Genomic DNA, 18,379 nt, shown 5'->3' on the forward strand with positions numbered 1-18,379 from the left:
CGATGAGAAACGTAGGGCGGCTATGCCGCCGGCACTTGCACGCACTCAGGCGAAGTCTCTCGGCGGCCTTCTGATCGAACAGCGTCAGCTTCTATGCTAGACCTCTGACGGGAATGGCTGAACAATACAGCTTGGGGCTGATCCAGTCTGGCGGCCACGGGAGACCATCGTGCCAAGATTTATGAGACTGACTGACAGGGACTGGGGAGAGGTCGCTATCAATGTCGACAGGATCATCCTGTATCGGCGGTCGAAGCAAGGCGACCACTCTGTTGTCGAGCTTGACGGGCGCCTCACGCTGACTGTCGAAGAGACTCCCAATCAGATCAGCGATCGGATCATGACCGCGATCCAGCACTAGCTCAGGCAGGAGCGCGGCTCGTCTCATTGTCCAAAGGTCAGGCGCGGATCAGGCCTTCACAGATCAGGCCTTGGCCTGCTCCGACTGCTTCAGCGTGGCGAGTGCTTCCAGCGCGTTGGGCATGAGGCCGGCGCCGCCGGCATCGACATGCGCGAAGATCATCTTGCGCATGCGCGGATCCCAGAACTTCCGGATGTGCTCGGCGATGCCCGGCACCGCCCTGTCGTGGCCCTGGCTCTCGAAGAATTTTCCGATCTGGTTGGCCATATAGACCAGGCGATCAGCGTTGTTATGCGACATGCGCTTTGTCCGTTGAGGTGGTGCGCGTGCGGTGTTCAGCGCTCGCGGCAATACGGTCGGGATGGGTGAAGACTTCGAAGCCATCGCCGCGGGCAATCGCGACCAGCGTGATGCCGGCGCTCTCCGCGGTGCGGATAGCGAGGGCCGTCGGCGCAGAGACGGCAACGATGACGGGCGCACCAATGGAGGCGGCCTTCTGCACCATCTCGACCGAGACGCGGCTGGTCAGCACGACCAGCCCCTCGCTGGCGTCAGTGCGCGACTGCGCGAGATGGCCGGCGAGCTTGTCGAGCGCATTGTGCCGGCCGACATCCTCGCGCAAGGCCACGATGCCGCGGGCAGGGGTCCAGAACGCCGCGGCATGAACCGCGCGGGTCTCGTGGTTGATGGTCTGAAGCGGCTCGATGCTGGCGAGCGCGGTCATGATCTCGCGTGCCGTAAAGCTGCGGCCCTCCGGCACGATCGCGCTCGGACGCACGGCTTCCGCGATGGAGTCGATGCCGCACAGGCCGCAGCCGGTGGGACCGGCTATCTGGCGGCGGCGCGCGCTGATGCGTTCGGCGATTTCAGGCGCGAGCCACATCCGCAGCTCGATGCCGTCCTCGTGCTCGACGATGTCGAGCGAGACGATCTCGTCGACCGATGTGATAACGCCCTCGTTGAGGCTGAAGCCCAAGGCGAAGTCGGCCAAGTCCTGCGGCGTGCCCATCATGACGGCGTAGGTGCCGCCATTATAGGTTAGCGCAAGCGCCGTCTCCTCCGGCACGCGGCGGGGACCTTTGGTGAAGGCCCCGTCGCGCCAGACCCGGCGACCAGCGATGCGCACCGCATCTTTCATCGAACGTTCTACTCTGCCGCTTCCACCACCGGCGCGATCCGGCGCGAATGCCGCGCCTGCTCGCCATAGGCCTTCTGCCAATCCGACGGACCGTTGGACGGCGAGATCTGCACCGCCGTCACCTTATATTCTGGGCAGTTGGTCGCCCAATCAGAATAGTCGGTCGTGATCACGTTCGCTTGCGTATCGGGATGATGGAACGTGGTGTAGACGACGCCGGGCGCAACGCGCTCGGTGATGAGCGCTCGCAGCGTGGTCTCGCCGGCACGGCTCGCCAGCCGCACCCAATCGCCATCGCGGATGCCGCGCACCTCGGCATCGTGCGGATGGATCTCCAGCCGATCCTCCGGATGCCAAGCCACGTTCTCGGTGCGCCGCGTCTGCGCGCCGACATTGTATTGCGACAGGATGCGCCCGGTGGTGAGCAGCAGCGGAAATCTCGGTCCGGTGCGCTCGTCGGTCGCGACATATTCAGTCACCACAAACTTGCCCTTGCCGCGAACGAAGCCGTCAATATGCATGATCGGCGTGCCTTCCGGCGCCTTCGCGTTGCAGGGCCACTGCACCGAGCCAAGCTCATCCAGCTTGGCAAAGGAGACGCCGGCGAAGGTCGGCGTGAGCGCCGCGATCTCGTCCATGATCTCCGAAGGATGGCTGTACTTCATCTCGAAGCCCATCGCCTTGGCGAGACCGATGGTGACCTCCCAGTCGGCGAGCCCGTTGCGCGGCGTCATCACCTTGCGCACGCGCTGGATGCGCCGTTCGGCATTGGTGAAGGTGCCGTCCTTCTCCAGGAAGGTCGAGCCGGGCAGGAACACATGGGCATAGTTCGCGGTCTCGTTCAGGAACAGATCCTGGACGATAACGCACTCCATGGACGAAAGTGCCTGGACGACATGGCTGGTGTTCGGATCGGACTGCAGGATGTCTTCGCCCTGCACGTAGAGGCCCTTGAAGGTGCCGTCGACCGCGGAGTCAAACATGTTCGGGATGCGCAAGCCCGGCTCCGGATTGAGCTTGACCTCCCACATCGCCTCGAACTGTTCGCGCACGGCGTCGATCGCGATATGCCGGTAGCCGGGCAACTCGTGCGGGAACGAGCCCATGTCGCAGGAGCCCTGCACGTTGTTCTGGCCGCGCAGCGGATTCACGCCGACGCCGGCGCGGCCGATATTGCCGGTCGCCATCGCGAGATTGGCGATCGCGATCACCGTGGTCGAGCCCTGGCTGTGCTCGGTGACGCCGAGGCCGTAATAGATCGCGGCATTGCCGCCGGTGGCGTAGAGCCGGGCGGCCCCGCGCAGGGTTTGCGGATCGACACCGGTGATCGCGGCAACGGCTTCGGGGCTGTGCCGCTCGTCGGCGACGAAGGCGGCCCAATCCTGGAACTCGCTCCAGTCGCAGCGCTCGCGCACGAAGGCTTCGTTGACGAGACCCTCGGTCACGATGACATGCGCCATCGCCGTCACGATCGCGACATTGGTGCCGGGCAGCAGCGGCAGATGATAGTCCGCCTTGATATGCGCCGACTTGACGAGATCGGTCCGGCGCGGATCGACCACGATCAGCCGCGCGCCCCGGCGCAGCCGCTTTTTCATGCGCGAGGCGAATACCGGGTGCGCATCCGACGGATTGGCGCCGATCACCATCACGACCTCGGTGTCCTCGACCGAGTCGAAGTCCTGCGTGCCCGCCGAGGTGCCGAAGGTGGTGGCGAGGCCATAGCCGGTCGGCGAGTGGCAGACGCGGGCGCAGGTGTCGACATTGTTGTTGCCGAAGCCGGCGCGGATCAGCTTCTGCACCAGATAGGTTTCCTCATTGGTGCAGCGGGACGATGTGATGCCGCCGATCGCGTCACGGCCATATTTCGCCTGGATGCCGCGCAACTTTGTGGCGGCGAAGCCTAATGCTTCGTCCCACGACACCTCGCGCCAAGGCTGGTCGATGGTCTCGCGGATCATCGGTTTCAGGATGCGTTCCTTGTGGGTCGCATAGCCCCAGGCGAAGCGGCCCTTGACGCATGAATGGCCGCGATTTGCCTTGCCGTCCTTGTAAGGCACCATGCGCACGACTTCCTCGCCGCGCATCTCCGCCTTGAAGGCGCAGCCGACGCCGCAATAGGCGCAGGTGGTCACCACCGAATGCTCGGGCTGGCCGATCTCGATGACGGACTTCTCGGTCAGCGTCGCGGTCGGGCAGGCCTGCACGCAGGCGCCGCAGGAGACGCATTCGGAGCCGAGGAAGCTCTCGCTCATGCCGGGCGAGACGCGGCTGTCGAAGCCGCGGCCGGAGATGGTCAGCGCGAACGTACCCTGGACCTCCTCGCAGGCGCGAACGCAGCGCGAGCAGACGATGCACTTGGAGGGATCGTAGGTGAAATACGGATTCGATTCGTCCTTCGGCAGCCAGGCCGGATTGACGTCGCCCTTGGCCTCTGCGAACACGTGGTTCTCGCCCTGATAACCGTAGCGCACCTCGCGCAGGCCGACCGCGCCGGCCATGTCCTGCAGCTCGCAATCGCCATTGGCGGCGCAGGTGAGACAGTCGAGCGGATGGTCGGAAATGTACAGCTCCATCACGCCCTTGCGCAGCTGCTTCAGCCGCTCCGTCTGCGTGTGGACCACGAGGCCGTTCATGGCCGGGGTGGTGCAGGAGGCCGGCGTGCCGGCGCGGCCCTCGATCTCGACCAGGCAGAGCCGGCAGGAGCCGAACGCGTCGACCATGTCGGTGGCGCACAGCTTCGGGATCTGCGTGCCGGCCTCCATGGCCGCGCGCATGATCGAGGTGCCCTCGGGCACCGTGACGCTCTGGCCATCGATGGTCAGCGTCACCATGGCCTCGGATTTGGAGCGGGGGGTGCCGTAATCGGTTTCCTGGATGAGCGACATGGCGATGTCCTTACTCCGCCGCCTGCAGGCGCGGCTGTTGAGGTCCGAAATCTTCGCGGAAATGCTTGAGCGCTGACAGCACGGGATAGGGCGTGAAGCCGCCGAGCGCGCACAGCGAGCCGAGTTTCATGGTGCCGCAGAGATCTTCGACCAGCGAGATGTTGGCGGCGACGTGCTCGCCGCGGCGGATCTTGTCGATGGTCTCCACGCCGCGGGTCGAGCCGATGCGGCAGGGCGTGCACTTGCCGCAGGATTCGATGGCGCAGAACTCCATCGCGAAGCGCGCCTGCTTGGCCATGTCGACGGTGTCGTCGAACACCACGATGCCGCCATGGCCGATCAGGCCGTCACGCGCCACGAATGCTTCATAGTCGAACGGCGTGTCGAACAGCGCGCGCGGGAAGTAGGCCCCCAACGGACCGCCGACCTGCACCGCGCGCACGGGACGTCCGGTGAAGGTGCCGCCGCCGACATTATCGACCAGCTCGCCGAGCGTGATGCCGAACGCGGTCTCGAACAGGCCGCCATATTTGATGTTGCCGGCGAGCTGGATCGGCATGGTGCCGCGCGAGCGCCCCATGCCGAAATCGGCATAGGCCTTGGCGCCATTGTCGAGGATGAAGGGGATGGCCGAGAACGACAGCAGGTTGTTGATGACGGTCGGCTTGCCGAACAGGCCATGATGGGCGGGCAGCGGCGGCTTGGCGCGGACCAGGCCGCGCTTGCCTTCGATGCTCTCCATCAGTGCGGTCTCTTCGCCGCAGACATAGGCGCCGGCGCCGGTGCGCATCTCCAGATCGAAGCTGTAGTTCGAGCCCGCAATCTTGGCGCCGAGCAGGCCGGCGCGACGGGCGACCTCGATCGCCTTGGTGGTCGCCGCGATCGCATGCGGATATTCGGAGCGGGTGTAGATGTAGCCCTTGGTCGCGCCCACGGCGATGCCTGCGATCGTCATGCCCTCGATCAGGACGAAGGGATCGCCTTCCATCAGCATGCGGTCGGCGAAGGTGCCGCTGTCGCCCTCGTCGGCGTTGCAGATCACGAATTTGCGGTCGGCGCTGGTCTGCGCCACAGTCTTCCACTTGATGCCGGTCGGGAAGCCGGCGCCGCCGCGGCCGCGCAGGCCCGAGGTGGTGACCTCGGCGATGATGGCGTCCGGTGTCAGAGTCAGCGCGCGCTCCAGGCCCTTATAGCCGCCGTGGGCGCGGTAGTCCTCGAGCGACAGCGGATCGACCACGCCGCAACGGGCGAAGGTCAGCCGGGTCTGCCGCTTCAACCACGGGATCTGCTCTGTCCGTCCGAGCCCGAGCTTGTGCGGCCTGTCGGCGGCGATGGCATCGAGCAGCGAGGGCACATCAGCCACGGTGACCGGGCCGAACGCGACACGGCCCTTCGATGTCGCAACCTCGATCATCGGCTCCAGCCAATACAGGCCGCGCGAGCCGGTGCGCACCATCTCGATGGGGAGATTGCGCTTGGCCGCTGCCGCCTGCAGCGCCTTCGCGACCTCGTCGGCGCCGACCGACAGCGCCGCGGCATCGCGGGGGACAAAAAGACGCAGGCTCATCGCTGGGCCTCCGAGATCAGGGCATCGATACGGGCTTCATTTAGCCGGCCGATCAGGCGTCCATCGAGCATCGCAGACGGCGCAGTGGCACAAAGGCCGAGGCAGTAGATCGGCTCCAAGGTGACGCGCTCGTCCGGCGTGGTGCTGCCGAGACTGACGCCGAGCTTCGCTTCTGCGCGTGCGGCCAGCGCGTCGCCGCCGGCGGCCTGGCAGGCCTCGGCACGGCACAACTTGAGCACATGGCGCCCAGCGGGCTTGGACCGGAAATCGTGGTAGAAGGTGAAGACGCCGTAAACCTCAGCGCGCGATAGATTGAGCTCCGCGGCGATCATCGGCAGCGCCTCCTCTGGGACGTAGCCGAATGCCTCCTGCAGGGCGTGCAGGATCACCAGGGTCGCGCCTTCGACCTTGCAATGTTCGGAGATGATCTCGGCGCCGCGCGCCGCCTCCCAGGGTTCGTAGACCGACGTCATCCGCGTTTCCAATCAGGTGCGTTGTGAGGTTGTGCGCAACTGAATTGGAATTGCCCTAAACATCAATAAAGCTGTTCCATGCTGCGATAGCGAAACGCGATCGTAACGCGACTAAAATTAGGCAGAATCGATGTTTTTCCGCTTTGGCCTGCACGCGCCTGCGTCTTTTACCCGTGCCTCTTTCGCACTTGCCGTGATAATGACGGGGCTCACTCGCTCGTGTCCGGAAGGCCTTTGTCGTGATCGACAAGCTTGAACTTTTGCTCGCACTCGCCAAGGAGCGACATTTTGGCCGCGCCGCGGAGACCTGCGGCGTGACCCAGCCGACGATGTCGACCAGCATCAAGCAGCTCGAGGAAATTCTTGGCGTCGTGCTGGTGCAGCGCGGCTCGCGATTCCAGGGCTTCACTCCGGAAGGCGAGCGCACGCTGGACTGGGCGCGGCGCATCGTCGGTGACTTCCGCGCGATGCGGCAAGAGATCAACAGTCTCAAGGACAAGCTCTCGGGCGAACTGCGAATCGCGGCGATTCCGACCGTGCTCGGCATGGTGGCCTCGCTGACGACGCCGTTCCGGGCGCGGCATCCGGACGTCTCTTTCCGAATTGTCTCCTGCACCTCGGCCGATGTGCTCGGCCTCTTGGAAAATCTCGAGGTCGATGCCGGGCTGACCTATCTGGAGAACGAGCCGCTCGGCAAGGTCCGCACCATTCCGCTGTACAACGAAAGCTACCGCCTGTTGACCGCGCCGGATGCGATGTTCGGTGATCGCGATCAGGTGACGTGGCAGGAGGTCGGGCAGGTGCCGCTCTGCCTCCTGACGTCGGACATGCAGAACCGCCGCATCATCGATCGCGCGCTGCGCTCGGTCGGCGCGGAGGCGACGCCGACACTCACGTCGAATTCGCTGCTCGTGCTCTACACCCATGTGAAGACCGGCCGCTGGGCCAGCGTGATGCCGGCCAAGCTCGCCGAGACGCTCGGGCTTGCCGACAAGGTGCGCTCGATCCCGATCGTCGATCCCGTGGTCAATTACAGCGTCGGCATCGTGATCCCGCAGCGCGACCCGATGACGCCATTGATCGCCGCCCTGGTGCAGGTCGCGCGCGAGGTCGCGCCGAGCTTGCAGGTGTGATGCTTTTCGTAGCCCGGATGAGCGCAGCGACATCCGGGACCAGCACCCCCGCATATCGCTGACGCTCATGCGGGCTACTTCGCCGACCTGTCACGCACGCCGCTCGCGCAGGCCCGCCATCAGATCGATCGCGAGCGCGCCGGCGGCGCCGCACCGATCACGAACATCATTTCGTCGTGGCCGCCGAGGCGTCGTGTCCCAAGGGATCACAGGAGATCAATGACCGGCACTCTGGCCGCCATCGACGTGCAGGATCTCGCCGGTCACGAATGGCGCACGCTCCAGATACAGCACGGCGTCGACGATGTCGCTGGTTTCGCCCATGCGACCCACCGGATGCTGCTTGGCAAAGAATTCGTGCATCTCCGGACTGTGCATCGGCGTCTTGATGATGCCTGGCGACACCGCGTTGACGCGCACACCGCGGCCCGCAAATTCGATCGCCAGTGATCTGGTCGCGGCGTTCAGTCCACCTTTGGTGAGCGAGGCGAGCGCCGAGGGTATTTTGCTGTTGGCATGATCGACGAGGGTGGTCGTGATCTGCACGATGTGTCCGGATCCCTGCTTCAGCATCTCCCGCGCGACGCGCCGCGTGAGGTGAAAGAAGCCGGTGAGATTGATGCCGACGATCCCCGCATAGTCCTCGTCCGTGTAGTCGGTGAAAGGCTTGGCGATGAACATGCCGGCATTGTTGATCAGCGTGTCGATGCGGCCGAACCGCGCGAGCGCTTCGCCGACGATTCGTTCGGCCGTGGTGGGATCGGCGATATCCCCGGCGACGGCGAGCACATCGGGATCTGAGGACGGCGAAATTGCGCGGGAGTTTGCCACAACGTGATAGTCGACGTCGCGAAAGCCGCGGACGAGCGCCTCGCCGATGCCCTGCGATGCGCCAGTGACGATGGCAACCTTCTGTTCCGAACCCATGTTGAGCCTCCAAGCCATGTTGCAGTCGTAACGCGGTCGGCGTCATGCGATGCAAGGAAGCTAGATAAGCGTGCGGTCGGACGGGACACATCACGCGGCGGACACTCTTGCGCGAGCCGAGGGATGGGCTTACCCCCGGCTTTGGCCTCAGCCGACAGCTTGGTTTTGCGTAGCCAAGATGAGCGACTTGTCCGCCATAGCCCGGAGGGCGACGGCGGAAGCGACATCCGGGTTCGCCGCACGCCGGCCCCGCGTGTCGCTTGCGCTCACGCGGGCCACGGCAGACCGCGGCCTTTTACGCGGCGCTCACCCGCCAGATGCAATTGCCGACGTCATCGGCGACCAGCAGCGAGCCGTCGGGGCCGAGCGTGACGCCAACGGGACGGCCGTAGGAGACGCTCTCGTCGGGCGCGAGGAAGCCCGAGAGGATGTCGCGCGCCGGGCCTGCCGGCTTGCCGTTCTCGAACGGAACGAACACGACCTTGTAACCACTGAGCGTGCTGCGATTCCAGGAGCCGTGCTGGCCGATCACCATGCCGTCTGGGAAGCCGGGCAGGGTGCCCGCCGGCAGCCAGCACAGGCCGAGCGAGGCGGTGTGGCCGCCGAGCGCGTAGTCCGGCTGGATCGCCTTCGCCACCATCGCCGGATCCTGTGGCACGCGATCGTCGACCGTCTTGCCCCAGTAGCAATAGGGCCAGCCGTAGAAGCCGCCTTCCTGCACCGATGTCAGGTAGTCCGGCGGCGTCTCGTCGCCGAGCCCGTCGCGCTCGTTGACCACGGTCCACAGCACCTTCGTGGTCGGCTCCCACGCAAGCCCGACGGCGTTGCGCAGGCCGCTCGCGAAGATGCGGCTCTGCCCGGTCGCGACGTCGAGCTCGTAGATGCAGGCCCGGCCGTCCTCGACCTCGAACCCGTCATCGGCGATGTTGGTGAGCGAGCCGACGCCGCAATAGATCTTGCTGCCGTCGGGGCTCGGCAGCAGGCTCCGCGTCCAGTGCCCGGCAGGCTTGAAGGTGGTGAGGCGGCGTCCCTCGGCGGTGATCTTGTCGCCACCGGTGTAGGGAAACGCGAAGATGCCGTCGGTGTTGCCGACATAGAAGGTGTCGCCGACCAGCGCCATGCCGAATGGCTGGTTCAGCCCTTCCATGAAGGTCGTCTGGATCTCCGCGACGCCATCGCCATTGTCGTCGCGCAGCCGCGTGATGCGATTGGCGCTGACGCCAAGGGCTGCGGCGCGCCGCATCGTCGCCTGCATCGCATAATGGAATACGCTCCTCGGCGGGCCCGCGACCTCCGTCGCCTCGGCGATCAGCACATCGCCATTCGGCAGCACGTCGATCCAGCGCGGATGATCCAGCCCGGTCGCGAATGCGTTGACCTTGAGCCCCGGCGCAACCGTCGGGACGTGGCCCGGACTCCAGCCTTTGGCGGTCGGCATCTTCAGGGTCGGGAGCGCGCCTTGCGGCTTGGCAGTTGGAATCACCGGTTGATGGCCCCAGGCCGGCTGCGGCGCGTCGCCCTGCAGCCGGCGCCATTGGAGCGCAGCGCCGCCGACCAGCGCGACACCGCGCGCAAAGATGCTGGAAAAGCTCATGGAGGTCCTCTGTCGAACAGGTGCGCGAGCGAAGCGCGCGAGGCGGGAGACGGACTCGGATTAGACCGTATTGTCGGCCTGCGAGTCTACAGCCCGCAGGTTCTCGCTCTCGCATAGCTCACGCGCATGCATCGCTCATGACACGATCCGGCGCGCGCGAGGAGGGCGTGGAGAACCGATATTTGTTCGCGACGCGATCATGCCGGGCGCTGCGACAGGTGCGTCCTGGATTTGCGACTCTCGCGCCTGGGAACGCGGCCACTCCGCTCGCTGCCAATCAGGGGCGTTCTATTTCAAGACGCTCAGCACCGCTCCCGACACGGCGAGCATACCCAACGCAATGACGCTGCCTCGCCAGATGAACTGCTGACGTGCAGTCCGCCGGTCGTGGAAAGCGAGCCAGTCGCGAACAAATCCTGAAGGAATATCGAAGACAACGGCACGCTCGTCGCTGTGATGCGTCTCGTGCTCGCAGTACATCGTCCTCACATTTGGCACGCCCAGCCGCTCGAGCTCGCAATGCCATTGCCAGGCATGCTCGCCGTTGGTCCAGCGATTTTCGAAGGGGAGCGCATGTGATTTCATGGCGAGCCTCCTCAGTAGGCCCACATCAACGTCCCTGCTCGATACTAGCGTGTTTTCCCGACCAGTGCGAGCGTCGAGGCCGTGCAGAGCAGCGTTCTGCAGTGCGGGACCCGAAGGCGCACGCGCCGCGGCAAAGAGGTCATTCGCGGCGAAACGTGCCGCTCCAAAACCCGCTGCGTCGGCATGCGCCGCGCTACGCCGCCGCCGACAGCGTCGCGGTAGCCTTATAGGCGTCGCGGGGCAGCACGACGCGGACCACGGTGCCGGCGTCGAGCTTGGAGCGCAGCCGCATCGAGCCGCCATGGAGCTGAGCCAGCGAGCGGGCGATGGCAAGGCCAAGGCCAGAGCCGTGATAGGTCTTGGTCATCTGGCTCTCGACCTGCTCGAACGGACGCCCCAGCCGCGCCAGCGATTGCGAGGGAATGCCGATGCCGGTGTCGGCGATGACAAGCACGATCTTGTCCTCGAAGGCGCGGCTGCGCACCGTGACGCGGCCGCCTTCCGGCGTGAACTTCACCGCGTTCGACAGCAGGTTGACCAGGATCTGCTTGGTGGCGCGGCGGTCGGCGACGACGGGGATGTTGCCGGCGATGTCGGCGTCGAGCACCAGGCTCTTGTCCTGGGCGCGGCCGGAGACCACGCGCAGCGATTCCGCGAGCGTCTTGGAGAGGTCGAGCGGCTCCATGTCGAGCTTCATCCGGCCGGCCTCGATCTTCGACATGTCGAGGATGTCGTTGATGACGTCGAGCAGATACTGGCCGGACGTGAGGATGTCGTGGCAGTATTCCTGGTAGCGCTCCGAGCCGAGCGAGCCGAACATGCCGCTGCCCATGATCTCGGAGAAGCCGATGATGGCGTTGAGCGGCGTGCGCAGCTCGTGGCTCATATTGGCGAGGAATTTCGACTTGGTCTGGTTGGCTTCCTCGGCCCGGTTCTTTTCCTGCGAGTACTTCTCGGCGAGATCGGCAAGCTCGATCGCCTGGCGCTCCAGCGCAGCCTGCGAGCGCTGCAGGTCGATCACGGTGGCGCGAAGCCGCAGATCGTTGTCGACGAGCTTCTGCTCGTGCTCCTTGATCCGGGTGATGTCGGTGCCGACCGAGACGTACCCGCCATCCTTGGTGCGGCGCTCGCTGATGTGCAGCCAGCTGCCATCGTCGAGCTGCGCCTCGAAGGTGCGCGCACCGGGGATCTGGTGGACGTTGTCGTGCTGCCGCGAGCGCACCTCAGGCATCTTGCCGACCTCGATCACCGTCTCATAGGAGGTGCCGGGGATGACGGCCGAGTCCGGCAGCTTGTGCAGCTTCTGGAAATGCGAATTGCAGAGCACGAGGCGATTGCCCGCGTCCCACAGCACGAAGGCTTCCGGGATGGTCTCGATCGCATCGCGCAGCCGCAGGTCCGCCTCGACGCTGCGTTCGGCGAGGCTCTTCTGCTCGGTGATGTCGACGGCGATCCCGATCAGATGCAGGCCGGCATCGCTGGCGCCCTGGCTGAGCTCACAGCGCACCCGCAGCCAGATCCAGTGGCCGTCGGTGTGCTGCATGCGGAAGCTCTGGTCGATATGATCGATCTCGCCGGCGACGAGACGGTCGGCGATCGCGAACAGGTCGATGTCGTCGGACTTCACCAGCGCGTTGACCTCGCCGAAGGTCAAGAGGTCGCTGCGGTTGTTGAGGCCGAGCATCGCGAACATCGAGTTCGACCAAAAGATTCGGCCGCGCGACAGGTCCCAATCCCAGAGGCCGCAGCGGCCCCGATTGAGTGCGGTGTCGATACGGCCGCGTACGGCGTCGTTGATCAGGTCACCCTCGCGGGCGCGGGTCGATTGCCAGTGGAAGGCGAAGCCAAGGATCAGGACGACGAAGCCGGTAGTGGCCGACAGCGTCACGGAGAGCGCGGCATCCGAGCCCCAGATCGGCTCGACCTTCTCCTGGATCACGACGACGCGGCCGGGCAGGGCCTTGACGAGTTGCGAGATCGCGAGTGCGCCGCGGCCATTCGGCAGCAGGATCTCGGTGACGGTTCCCTGCAGGCCGGGCGTGGCCAGCAGTTGCGCCGTCGAGATCAGATCGAGGATGCGATCGTTCTCGCCAAGGCTGGCGTCGATCGGCGCCCGCGCAAGGATGCGGTGATCGGCGCCGGTGATGATGACGTGGCGCCCGGCGGCTGCGCCCCAGGTCGGAATCAGATCCGGCAGCAGGCTCTGCAGGCGCTCGATATTGGTGACGCGATCGGGCCGCATGGCGAGATAGCCGATCCGGTCGGACAGCAGATCGGCGATCGCGGCGAGGTCGCGCTTGTTGGCTGCGCGCTTCTGCCGGCTTTGATCGAGCACCTGGACGAAAGCGCCAAGGCAGATGGTGACCAGGAAGGCGATGATCAAAGTAGGGACAGCACGACGCAATACCGGTTCAGCGGTCAACAGCCTCTGATAGGCCGGTTTCGCGATCGATTGCGCCAACCCCTTAATCGAATCAGAAGATTGGACGCACGCGTTCGCGGCATGCGCACGCGCCATGCTTTAGACCCCCGCAAAACTTCAGTGAACACCTACGTTTCGAAAGAGCCCCAGCCCCTTTCGAATCATAGAGTGATTTGAATCCAGTTTCGTCGCACTGTCGAGAGTCAACGAGTCCTGGGATGCAAAGAAATCTTATCCAATGCGGATTTGCGGTGGCGAAAAGCGGGCAAACAGAGTCCGAAGCGAGAACGCACGGTGACTTTAAAGGTTCATGCGTGCGGCGGTTCTGCGTGCGAGATGACGCGCTTCACGCCCGGGAAGGCGCGGCGAAGGCCGCGCTCGATGTGATCGACATTGTCGTGCACCTTGAGCACGCTCATCGATGACGCGGCGCGGCAATGGAAGTTAACGATTTCGCCGGCCTCGGTGTCGCGCACCCGCACATTATGGATGTCATGGACCTCGGTCTCGCCAGCCAGGCGCATCAGCTCTGCCGTGATCTCCTTGACGCGGTCCGGCGCGGCGTCGGTGCCGAACGGCAGCTCCGGCTCCAGCGGCTCGATATGGGTGTCGACCTCGACGTCGGCGCCGAATTCGTCGGCGATGCTGTTCTCCAGGCCCTGCGCGATCTCATGCGCCGCCACCAGGCTCATGTCGCCGGCGACCTCGAGATCGATGCTGACGATCAACTTGCTGCCGAGATCGTGCACAGTGACATGATGGATGGCGAGGCCGGAGTTGCGCGCGATCACCATGATGCGCTCGCGCACGCTCTCATTGTTGAGCGCGACCGGGACCGCGGTGAAGGTGAGATCGGCGCCGGAGAGGCGGGAGCCGACCGCGGCCTGCGCCTTGCGCTTGATCTCGTCGACACGGTCGATCGGAAACGTGCGCGGCACCTGCACGGTAGCGTCGACGAAATGCGTTGCGCCGACCAGGCGCACGCGCAGGCGCTCGATGTCGACGACGCCGGGCACCGACCTGATCGCACTCCTGGCCTTCTCCGCGGCGCCTTCCGGCGCGCGGTCGAGCAGTGTCTCGACGGTGGAGCGCGCGAGGCGCAGGCCCAGCGCCGCGATCATGATGGCGACCGCGATCGCCGCGGCCGAGTCGCCCCACCAGAAGCCGAGCGCGGAGAGGCCGAGGCCGACGATGACGGCGATCGAGCCGAGCACGTCGGAAGCGAAATGCAGCGCATCGGCCTCCAGAGCCTGGCTGTGAGTCGCGTGCGCGGCGCGGTGCAGGGCGCGGGCGCGCCAGAAATTGACGGCGATGTCGAGCAGCAGCACCAGGAAAGGAATCACCGAAAGGGTCGGCGCGGGAGCTGCATCGCGCAAGCGACTGTAGGATTCGACCAGCACGCCGCCAGCCAGCACGTAGAGCAGGGCGATGACGCCGAGCGCCGACAGGCTCTCCAGCTTGCCATGGCCGTAATGGTGCTCGTTGTCGGCTGGCTTGTCGGAGACGCGCACCACCATCCAGGTGATCACGGTGGCAACCACGTCGACCGCGCTATGCAGCGCCTCGGAGATCAGCGCGAGGCTGCCGATCGCGACGCCGACCACGAGCTTGGCAGTCGCCATGGCGGCGCTGGCCAGAATCGAGATCGCCGCGACGCGCGTCTTGCTGTGATCGGAATGGGTGATGCTCTGGGTCATGGCGGGGGATTTAGCAGCGTCGTCCCCGACATGAAAGCGCGCGACGACCGGAACCGAAGTGTCGGCTCGCCGCGCGACGTGATTGGATTGCGACTAAGTCTTAAGTGCGGGTGTCAGAGCGTGACGACGATCTTGCCGAGATGTTTGTTGGCTTCCATGTGCGCGAAGGCTTGTCCGATCTCGTCGAAGGAGTAGACGCGATCGATTGGCAATTGCAGCTTGCGCGCCTCGACGGCGCTCCAGATGTCGTTGCGGACCTCCGCGAAGATATCGCGGATCTCTTCGATGCTGCGGGTGCGGAAGGTGACGCCGATGTAGGTGATGCGGCGGGCCGCATGCAGGTCGAAATTGAAATCGGCGTGGGTGCCGCCGAGCCGGCCGACATTGACGATGCAGCCCTTGACCTTGGTCGCTTTCAGATTCTGATTCGCGACCGGGCCCGATACCTGATCGACGATGAGGTCGACGCCCTGACCATCGGTCGCTTTCAGCACCTGATCGACCCAATTGGGATCGGAGGAATCGATCGCGAGATCGGCGCCGTAGTCCTTCAATCGCGCACGCCGGCCTGCGTCGGTCGAGGAGCCCACCACGAGCGAGGCGCCTTTCAGCTTGGCGATCTGCATCGCCATCAGACCGACGCCGGAGCTCGCGCCCTGGATCAGCACGGTCTGGCCGGGCTGCAAGGCGCCGTTGGTGACGACAGCATTGTGCATCGTGGTCAGCGCGATCGGCAGCGTCGCCGCCTCGTCGAAATTCATGTTCGACGGGCTGCGGAACAGGCGGCCGTGATCGGCCAGCGTATATTCGGCGAAGGCCGCAGCGCCGGAGCCCATCACCTTGTCGCCGACCTTGACGCCCTTGGCGTCGGGGCCGAGCTCGGCGACCTCACCGGCCCATTCCATGCCGAGCACGGTGCCGACGCCGCCGGCCGAGCCGTGGATATGGCCCTTGGTCATGCCGAGATCGGCGCGATTGAGGCCGCAAGCGTGGACGCGCACCAGCACCTGGGTGCCCTTCGGCGCGGGCTTTGGAACATCGGCGATCTCAGCGCCATTGGCGCCGTAGACATAGGCCTTCATTGCAACTGTCCTGTCGGTGGAAGCGAGGAGGGGATCTTACTCCGCGGCCTCGCGCTTCGCACCGCCAATCCTGCCGGAAAGCCGGTCACGACTAAGCGTCCAGGCCTCGCGCACGATGCGCTGGGACCAGGCCGCCTGGCGTCCATGAGCGTGCAGCCTACTGGCGGAACTCGTTGGTGAGCTCGCCGATGCCGTCGATCGCCACCGTGATAGTGTTGACCGGCTCCTTCATGGTGCCGACGCCGACGGATGTGCCGCAGCAGATCAGGTCGCCGGGCAGCAGGGTCATGTCGCGCGAGATGTGCGCCACGAGCTCCTGCGCGCTGAAGATCATGTCCGAGATCGGATAATTCTGCCGTTCGGCGCCATTCAGGATGGTACGGACCACGAGCCGGCTGGGATCGAGGCCGGTGGCGATGACAGGGCCGAACGGACCGTAGCGGTCGATGCCCTTGGAGCGCGCCCATTGCGGGAAGGTCGGGTCGCGGTTGAGGATGTCGCTCGCGGTGATGTCGTTGACGCAGGTGTAGCCGAAGATCACGCCATCGGCCTGCGCGGGCGAGACGGCGCTGCAGGTCTTGCCGATGACAATGCCCAGCTCGCCCTCATAGGCCGTCTTGCCGCTATAGGCCGGCGGACGGCGAATCAAGGCGCCCGGCGCCGCGACGCTGGTCGGCGCCTTCAGGAGATACAGCGGCTCGGGTGGCTCCGGCACGTTGAGCTTGGCGGCGAGCGCATGGAAGTTGTTCCACAGCGCGATGATCTTGCTCGGCGTCGACGGCGCCAGCAGCTCGACATCCGCGCGCGCCAGGATCTGCCCGGTCGGCCCATTGGCGCCGAACATGTCGCCGCGGTGGACGGCAATTCCGGCCGGCGTGAGCACGCCGAAACCGGTCTCGCCGCGACGTGTGAAGCGAACCCAGCGCGTAACCTCTGACATCGTCATCACGCGACCGCCTTGGCCGACATCGCCAGCGCGCTGTCTTCGTAGAGGCCGGCGATCTTGGCGCGCTGCGCGACCAGGGCCAGCACCGAATCGAGGGCGGGGGTGGGAATGCCGGTCATGCGGCCCATCTCCTGGACCACGGTGACCAGCGGATCGATCTCCATCGGCCGGCCGCGCTCGAGGTCCTGCAGCATCGAGGTCTTGTGGGCGCCGACCTTGCGTGCACCCTCGATGCGACGATCGATGTCGACTCGGAAATTGACGCCGAAGGTCTCCGCGATGGTCTTCGCCTCCTGCATGATCGCGCGCGACAGCGCACGCGTGGCGGGATCGGTGCAGATCGTGTCGAGCGTCGCATGGGTCAGCGCGCTGATCGGGTTGAAGCAGACATTGCCCCACAGCTTCAGCCAGATCTCGTCGCGGATGCGATCCAGCACGGGCGCCTTCATGCCGGCCGCGGTGAACAGCGCAGCGAGCGCCTTGACGTCGGAGGTCGTCTCGCCCGAGGGCTCGCCGAGCGGAAACTGGTTGCCATAGACGTGCTTGACCACGCCGGGAGCAACGATCTCTGTGGCCGGGTAGACGATGCAGCCGATCGCGCGCTCGGGGCCAAGCTCGCGCCATTGCCGCCCACCGGGATCGATGCTCTCCAGCACCGAGTTCTCATGAACACCGCCGTGCTTGTAGAAATACCAGTAGGGGATGCCGTTCACCGCGGTGACGATGCGGGTGCGCGGCCCGAGCAGCGGCTGCATCTGCTCGATCACGCCGGTGACCGAATGCGCCTTCAGGCAGATGATGACGACGTCCTGCACGCCAAGCTCGGACGGGGTGTCGGTGCTGCGCGGTGTGACCACGCGCTCTTCGTCATTGATCAGAAGCTTCAATCCGGCGCTGCGCATTGCGGCCAGATGCGCGCCGCGCGCGACGAGGCTGACGTCGGCGCCAGCACGCGCAAGCTCGACGCCGAGATAGCCGCCGATCGCGCCGGCGCCATAGATGCAGATCTTCATCGTGGTCTCTCGCTCTCTCAACAGGGATTCGGGCACGACAAGGCTCGTCCTCACCGGCTGATGCCGATGCGGTCTCAGGCGCGTTCTCTTCAGAAAATCAGATCAGGCGGCGGCGGCGGTCGCGTGGTCGAACGCCGCGGAGACATCGCGCATGCTGATCACGCCGATCAGCGCGAAATCGTCGATCACGGGCAGGTGGCGGATGTGATGCACGTTCATGAGATGGCGGACGTGCTCGAGACTGTCGGAGGTGCTGCAGGAGACGAGGCGCTGCACCGAGACCAGCTGCGAGACCTTCATGGTGACGCCGGCCGCGCCGTGCTCGGCGATCGCGCGCACGACATCGCGCTCGGTGAACATGCCGACGGCGGTGTTGCCTTCTGTGCGGACCACGTCCTTGACGACCAGCGCGCTGATATTGCTGGCGCGCATCAATTGCGCGGCCACGCCGACGGTTTCGTTCATCCGCACCGTCACCACGCGCGCCGTTTTGTTGCGCAGGATGTCACCGACCTTCATTGCACCCTCCCTTGTGTGAGTGGAACGATGAAAG

At 65.3% G+C, this 18,379-nt stretch carries 16 protein-coding genes; 2 read left to right on the forward strand and 14 right to left on the reverse strand.

Features of this window, described 5'->3' with window-relative positions:
• The first annotated feature begins 169 nt into the window (after positions 1-169).
• Positions 170-361 (forward strand): hypothetical protein, encoded by a 192-nt coding sequence (locus tag P6U24_RS14865; RefSeq protein WP_407159835.1) that lies wholly within the window; start codon positions 170-172, stop codon positions 359-361.
• A gap of 63 nt (positions 362-424) precedes the next feature.
• Here P6U24_RS14865 and P6U24_RS14870 read toward each other — a convergent pair whose 3' ends face one another.
• From P6U24_RS14870 to P6U24_RS14890, 5 genes are read right to left on the reverse strand one after another with little or no spacing between them, the layout of a single operon-like run.
• Positions 425-661: a formate dehydrogenase subunit delta gene (locus tag P6U24_RS14870; RefSeq protein WP_407159836.1), complete on the reverse strand. Its 237-nt coding sequence runs from the start codon at positions 659-661 to the stop codon at positions 425-427.
• Positions 651-1,499: a formate dehydrogenase accessory sulfurtransferase FdhD gene (gene fdhD / locus P6U24_RS14875; RefSeq protein ID WP_407159837.1), complete on the reverse strand. Its 849-nt coding sequence runs from the start codon at positions 1,497-1,499 to the stop codon at positions 651-653. Before fdhD ends, P6U24_RS14870 begins: the two co-directional genes overlap by 11 nt.
• An 8-nt stretch (positions 1,500-1,507) precedes the next feature.
• Positions 1,508-4,387 (reverse strand): formate dehydrogenase subunit alpha, encoded by a 2,880-nt coding sequence (fdhF, locus tag P6U24_RS14880; RefSeq protein ID WP_407159838.1) that lies wholly within the window; start codon positions 4,385-4,387, stop codon positions 1,508-1,510.
• Positions 4,388-4,397: 10 nt separating this feature from the next.
• Entirely contained in the window at positions 4,398-5,954 is a 1,557-nt protein-coding gene (locus tag P6U24_RS14885; protein WP_407159839.1) for a formate dehydrogenase beta subunit, read from the reverse strand.
• Complete coding sequence (locus P6U24_RS14890; protein WP_407159840.1) at positions 5,951-6,427, reverse strand: formate dehydrogenase subunit gamma; 477 nt, start codon at positions 6,425-6,427, stop codon at positions 5,951-5,953. Before P6U24_RS14890 ends, P6U24_RS14885 begins: the two co-directional genes overlap by 4 nt.
• 239 nt (positions 6,428-6,666) lie before the next feature.
• Between P6U24_RS14890 and P6U24_RS14895 the strand changes: the two genes are divergently transcribed.
• Positions 6,667-7,560: a LysR family transcriptional regulator gene (locus P6U24_RS14895; protein ID WP_407159841.1), complete on the forward strand. Its 894-nt coding sequence runs from the start codon at positions 6,667-6,669 to the stop codon at positions 7,558-7,560.
• Positions 7,561-7,776: 216 nt separating this feature from the next.
• Here P6U24_RS14895 and P6U24_RS14900 read toward each other — a convergent pair whose 3' ends face one another.
• From P6U24_RS14900 to P6U24_RS14940, 9 genes are all read right to left on the reverse strand, one after another.
• Entirely contained in the window at positions 7,777-8,487 is a 711-nt protein-coding gene (locus tag P6U24_RS14900; RefSeq protein WP_407159842.1) for an SDR family NAD(P)-dependent oxidoreductase, read from the reverse strand.
• A 295-nt stretch (positions 8,488-8,782) separates the two neighbouring features.
• Positions 8,783-10,081: a PQQ-dependent sugar dehydrogenase gene (locus tag P6U24_RS14905; RefSeq protein WP_407159843.1), complete on the reverse strand. Its 1,299-nt coding sequence runs from the start codon at positions 10,079-10,081 to the stop codon at positions 8,783-8,785.
• Between the two features lie 288 nt (positions 10,082-10,369).
• Positions 10,370-10,666, reverse strand: a complete 297-nt coding sequence (locus P6U24_RS14910; protein ID WP_407159844.1) for a hypothetical protein — start codon at positions 10,664-10,666, stop codon at positions 10,370-10,372.
• Between the two features lie 193 nt (positions 10,667-10,859).
• Positions 10,860-13,184: a PAS domain-containing sensor histidine kinase gene (locus P6U24_RS14915; protein ID WP_407159845.1), complete on the reverse strand. Its 2,325-nt coding sequence runs from the start codon at positions 13,182-13,184 to the stop codon at positions 10,860-10,862.
• 212 nt (positions 13,185-13,396) lie between these two features.
• Complete coding sequence (locus P6U24_RS14920) at positions 13,397-14,785, reverse strand: cation diffusion facilitator family transporter (RefSeq protein WP_407159846.1); 1,389 nt, start codon at positions 14,783-14,785, stop codon at positions 13,397-13,399.
• Positions 14,786-14,898: 113 nt separating this feature from the next.
• Positions 14,899-15,867, reverse strand: coding sequence for a zinc-binding dehydrogenase (locus P6U24_RS14925; RefSeq protein ID WP_407159847.1), 969 nt, complete (start codon positions 15,865-15,867; stop codon positions 14,899-14,901).
• Positions 15,868-16,024: 157 nt separating this feature from the next.
• Complete coding sequence (locus P6U24_RS14930; RefSeq protein WP_407160467.1) at positions 16,025-16,807, reverse strand: fumarylacetoacetate hydrolase family protein; 783 nt, start codon at positions 16,805-16,807, stop codon at positions 16,025-16,027.
• Between the two features lie 5 nt (positions 16,808-16,812).
• The gene (locus P6U24_RS14935) at positions 16,813-17,826 is read right to left on the reverse strand and encodes a 2-dehydropantoate 2-reductase (protein WP_407160468.1); all 1,014 of its coding nucleotides are present in this window, start codon (positions 17,824-17,826) and stop codon (positions 16,813-16,815) included.
• A 102-nt stretch (positions 17,827-17,928) separates the two neighbouring features.
• Positions 17,929-18,345 carry a CBS domain-containing protein gene (locus P6U24_RS14940; protein ID WP_407159848.1) on the reverse strand — a complete coding sequence of 139 codons (417 nt, stop codon included), beginning with the start codon at positions 18,343-18,345 and terminating at the stop codon, positions 17,929-17,931.
• Positions 18,346-18,379 lie beyond the last annotated feature (34 nt).

The sequence above is a fragment of the Bradyrhizobium sp. STM 3557 genome (assembly GCF_045571465.1).
Classification (GTDB): domain Bacteria; phylum Pseudomonadota; class Alphaproteobacteria; order Rhizobiales; family Xanthobacteraceae; genus Bradyrhizobium.

Excerpts from the sequence above, each read along its gene's own strand:
- P6U24_RS14920 (WP_407159846.1), bottom strand. The coding sequence starts at position 14,785 with ATGACCCAGAGCATCACCCATTCCGATCACAGCAAGACGCGCGTCGCG.
- P6U24_RS14940 (WP_407159848.1), bottom strand. The coding sequence starts at position 18,345 with ATGAAGGTCGGTGACATCCTGCGCAACAAAACGGCGCGCGTGGTGACG.
- P6U24_RS14890 (WP_407159840.1), bottom strand. The coding sequence starts at position 6,427 with ATGACGTCGGTCTACGAACCCTGGGAGGCGGCGCGCGGCGCCGAGATC.
- P6U24_RS14885 (WP_407159839.1), bottom strand. The coding sequence starts at position 5,954 with ATGAGCCTGCGTCTTTTTGTCCCCCGCGATGCCGCGGCGCTGTCGGTC.
- fdhD (WP_407159837.1), bottom strand. The coding sequence starts at position 1,499 with ATGAAAGATGCGGTGCGCATCGCTGGTCGCCGGGTCTGGCGCGACGGG.
- P6U24_RS14915 (WP_407159845.1), bottom strand. The coding sequence starts at position 13,184 with ATGGCGCGTGCGCATGCCGCGAACGCGTGCGTCCAATCTTCTGATTCG.
- P6U24_RS14905 (WP_407159843.1), bottom strand. The coding sequence starts at position 10,081 with ATGAGCTTTTCCAGCATCTTTGCGCGCGGTGTCGCGCTGGTCGGCGGC.
- P6U24_RS14900 (WP_407159842.1), bottom strand. The coding sequence starts at position 8,487 with ATGGGTTCGGAACAGAAGGTTGCCATCGTCACTGGCGCATCGCAGGGC.
- fdhF (WP_407159838.1), bottom strand. The coding sequence starts at position 4,387 with ATGTCGCTCATCCAGGAAACCGATTACGGCACCCCCCGCTCCAAATCC.
- P6U24_RS14935 (WP_407160468.1), bottom strand. The coding sequence starts at position 17,826 with ATGAAGATCTGCATCTATGGCGCCGGCGCGATCGGCGGCTATCTCGGC.
- P6U24_RS14925 (WP_407159847.1), bottom strand. The coding sequence starts at position 15,867 with ATGAAGGCCTATGTCTACGGCGCCAATGGCGCTGAGATCGCCGATGTT.
- P6U24_RS14930 (WP_407160467.1), bottom strand. The coding sequence starts at position 16,807 with ATGTCAGAGGTTACGCGCTGGGTTCGCTTCACACGTCGCGGCGAGACC.
- P6U24_RS14910 (WP_407159844.1), bottom strand. The coding sequence starts at position 10,666 with ATGAAATCACATGCGCTCCCCTTCGAAAATCGCTGGACCAACGGCGAG.
- P6U24_RS14870 (WP_407159836.1), bottom strand. The coding sequence starts at position 661 with ATGTCGCATAACAACGCTGATCGCCTGGTCTATATGGCCAACCAGATC.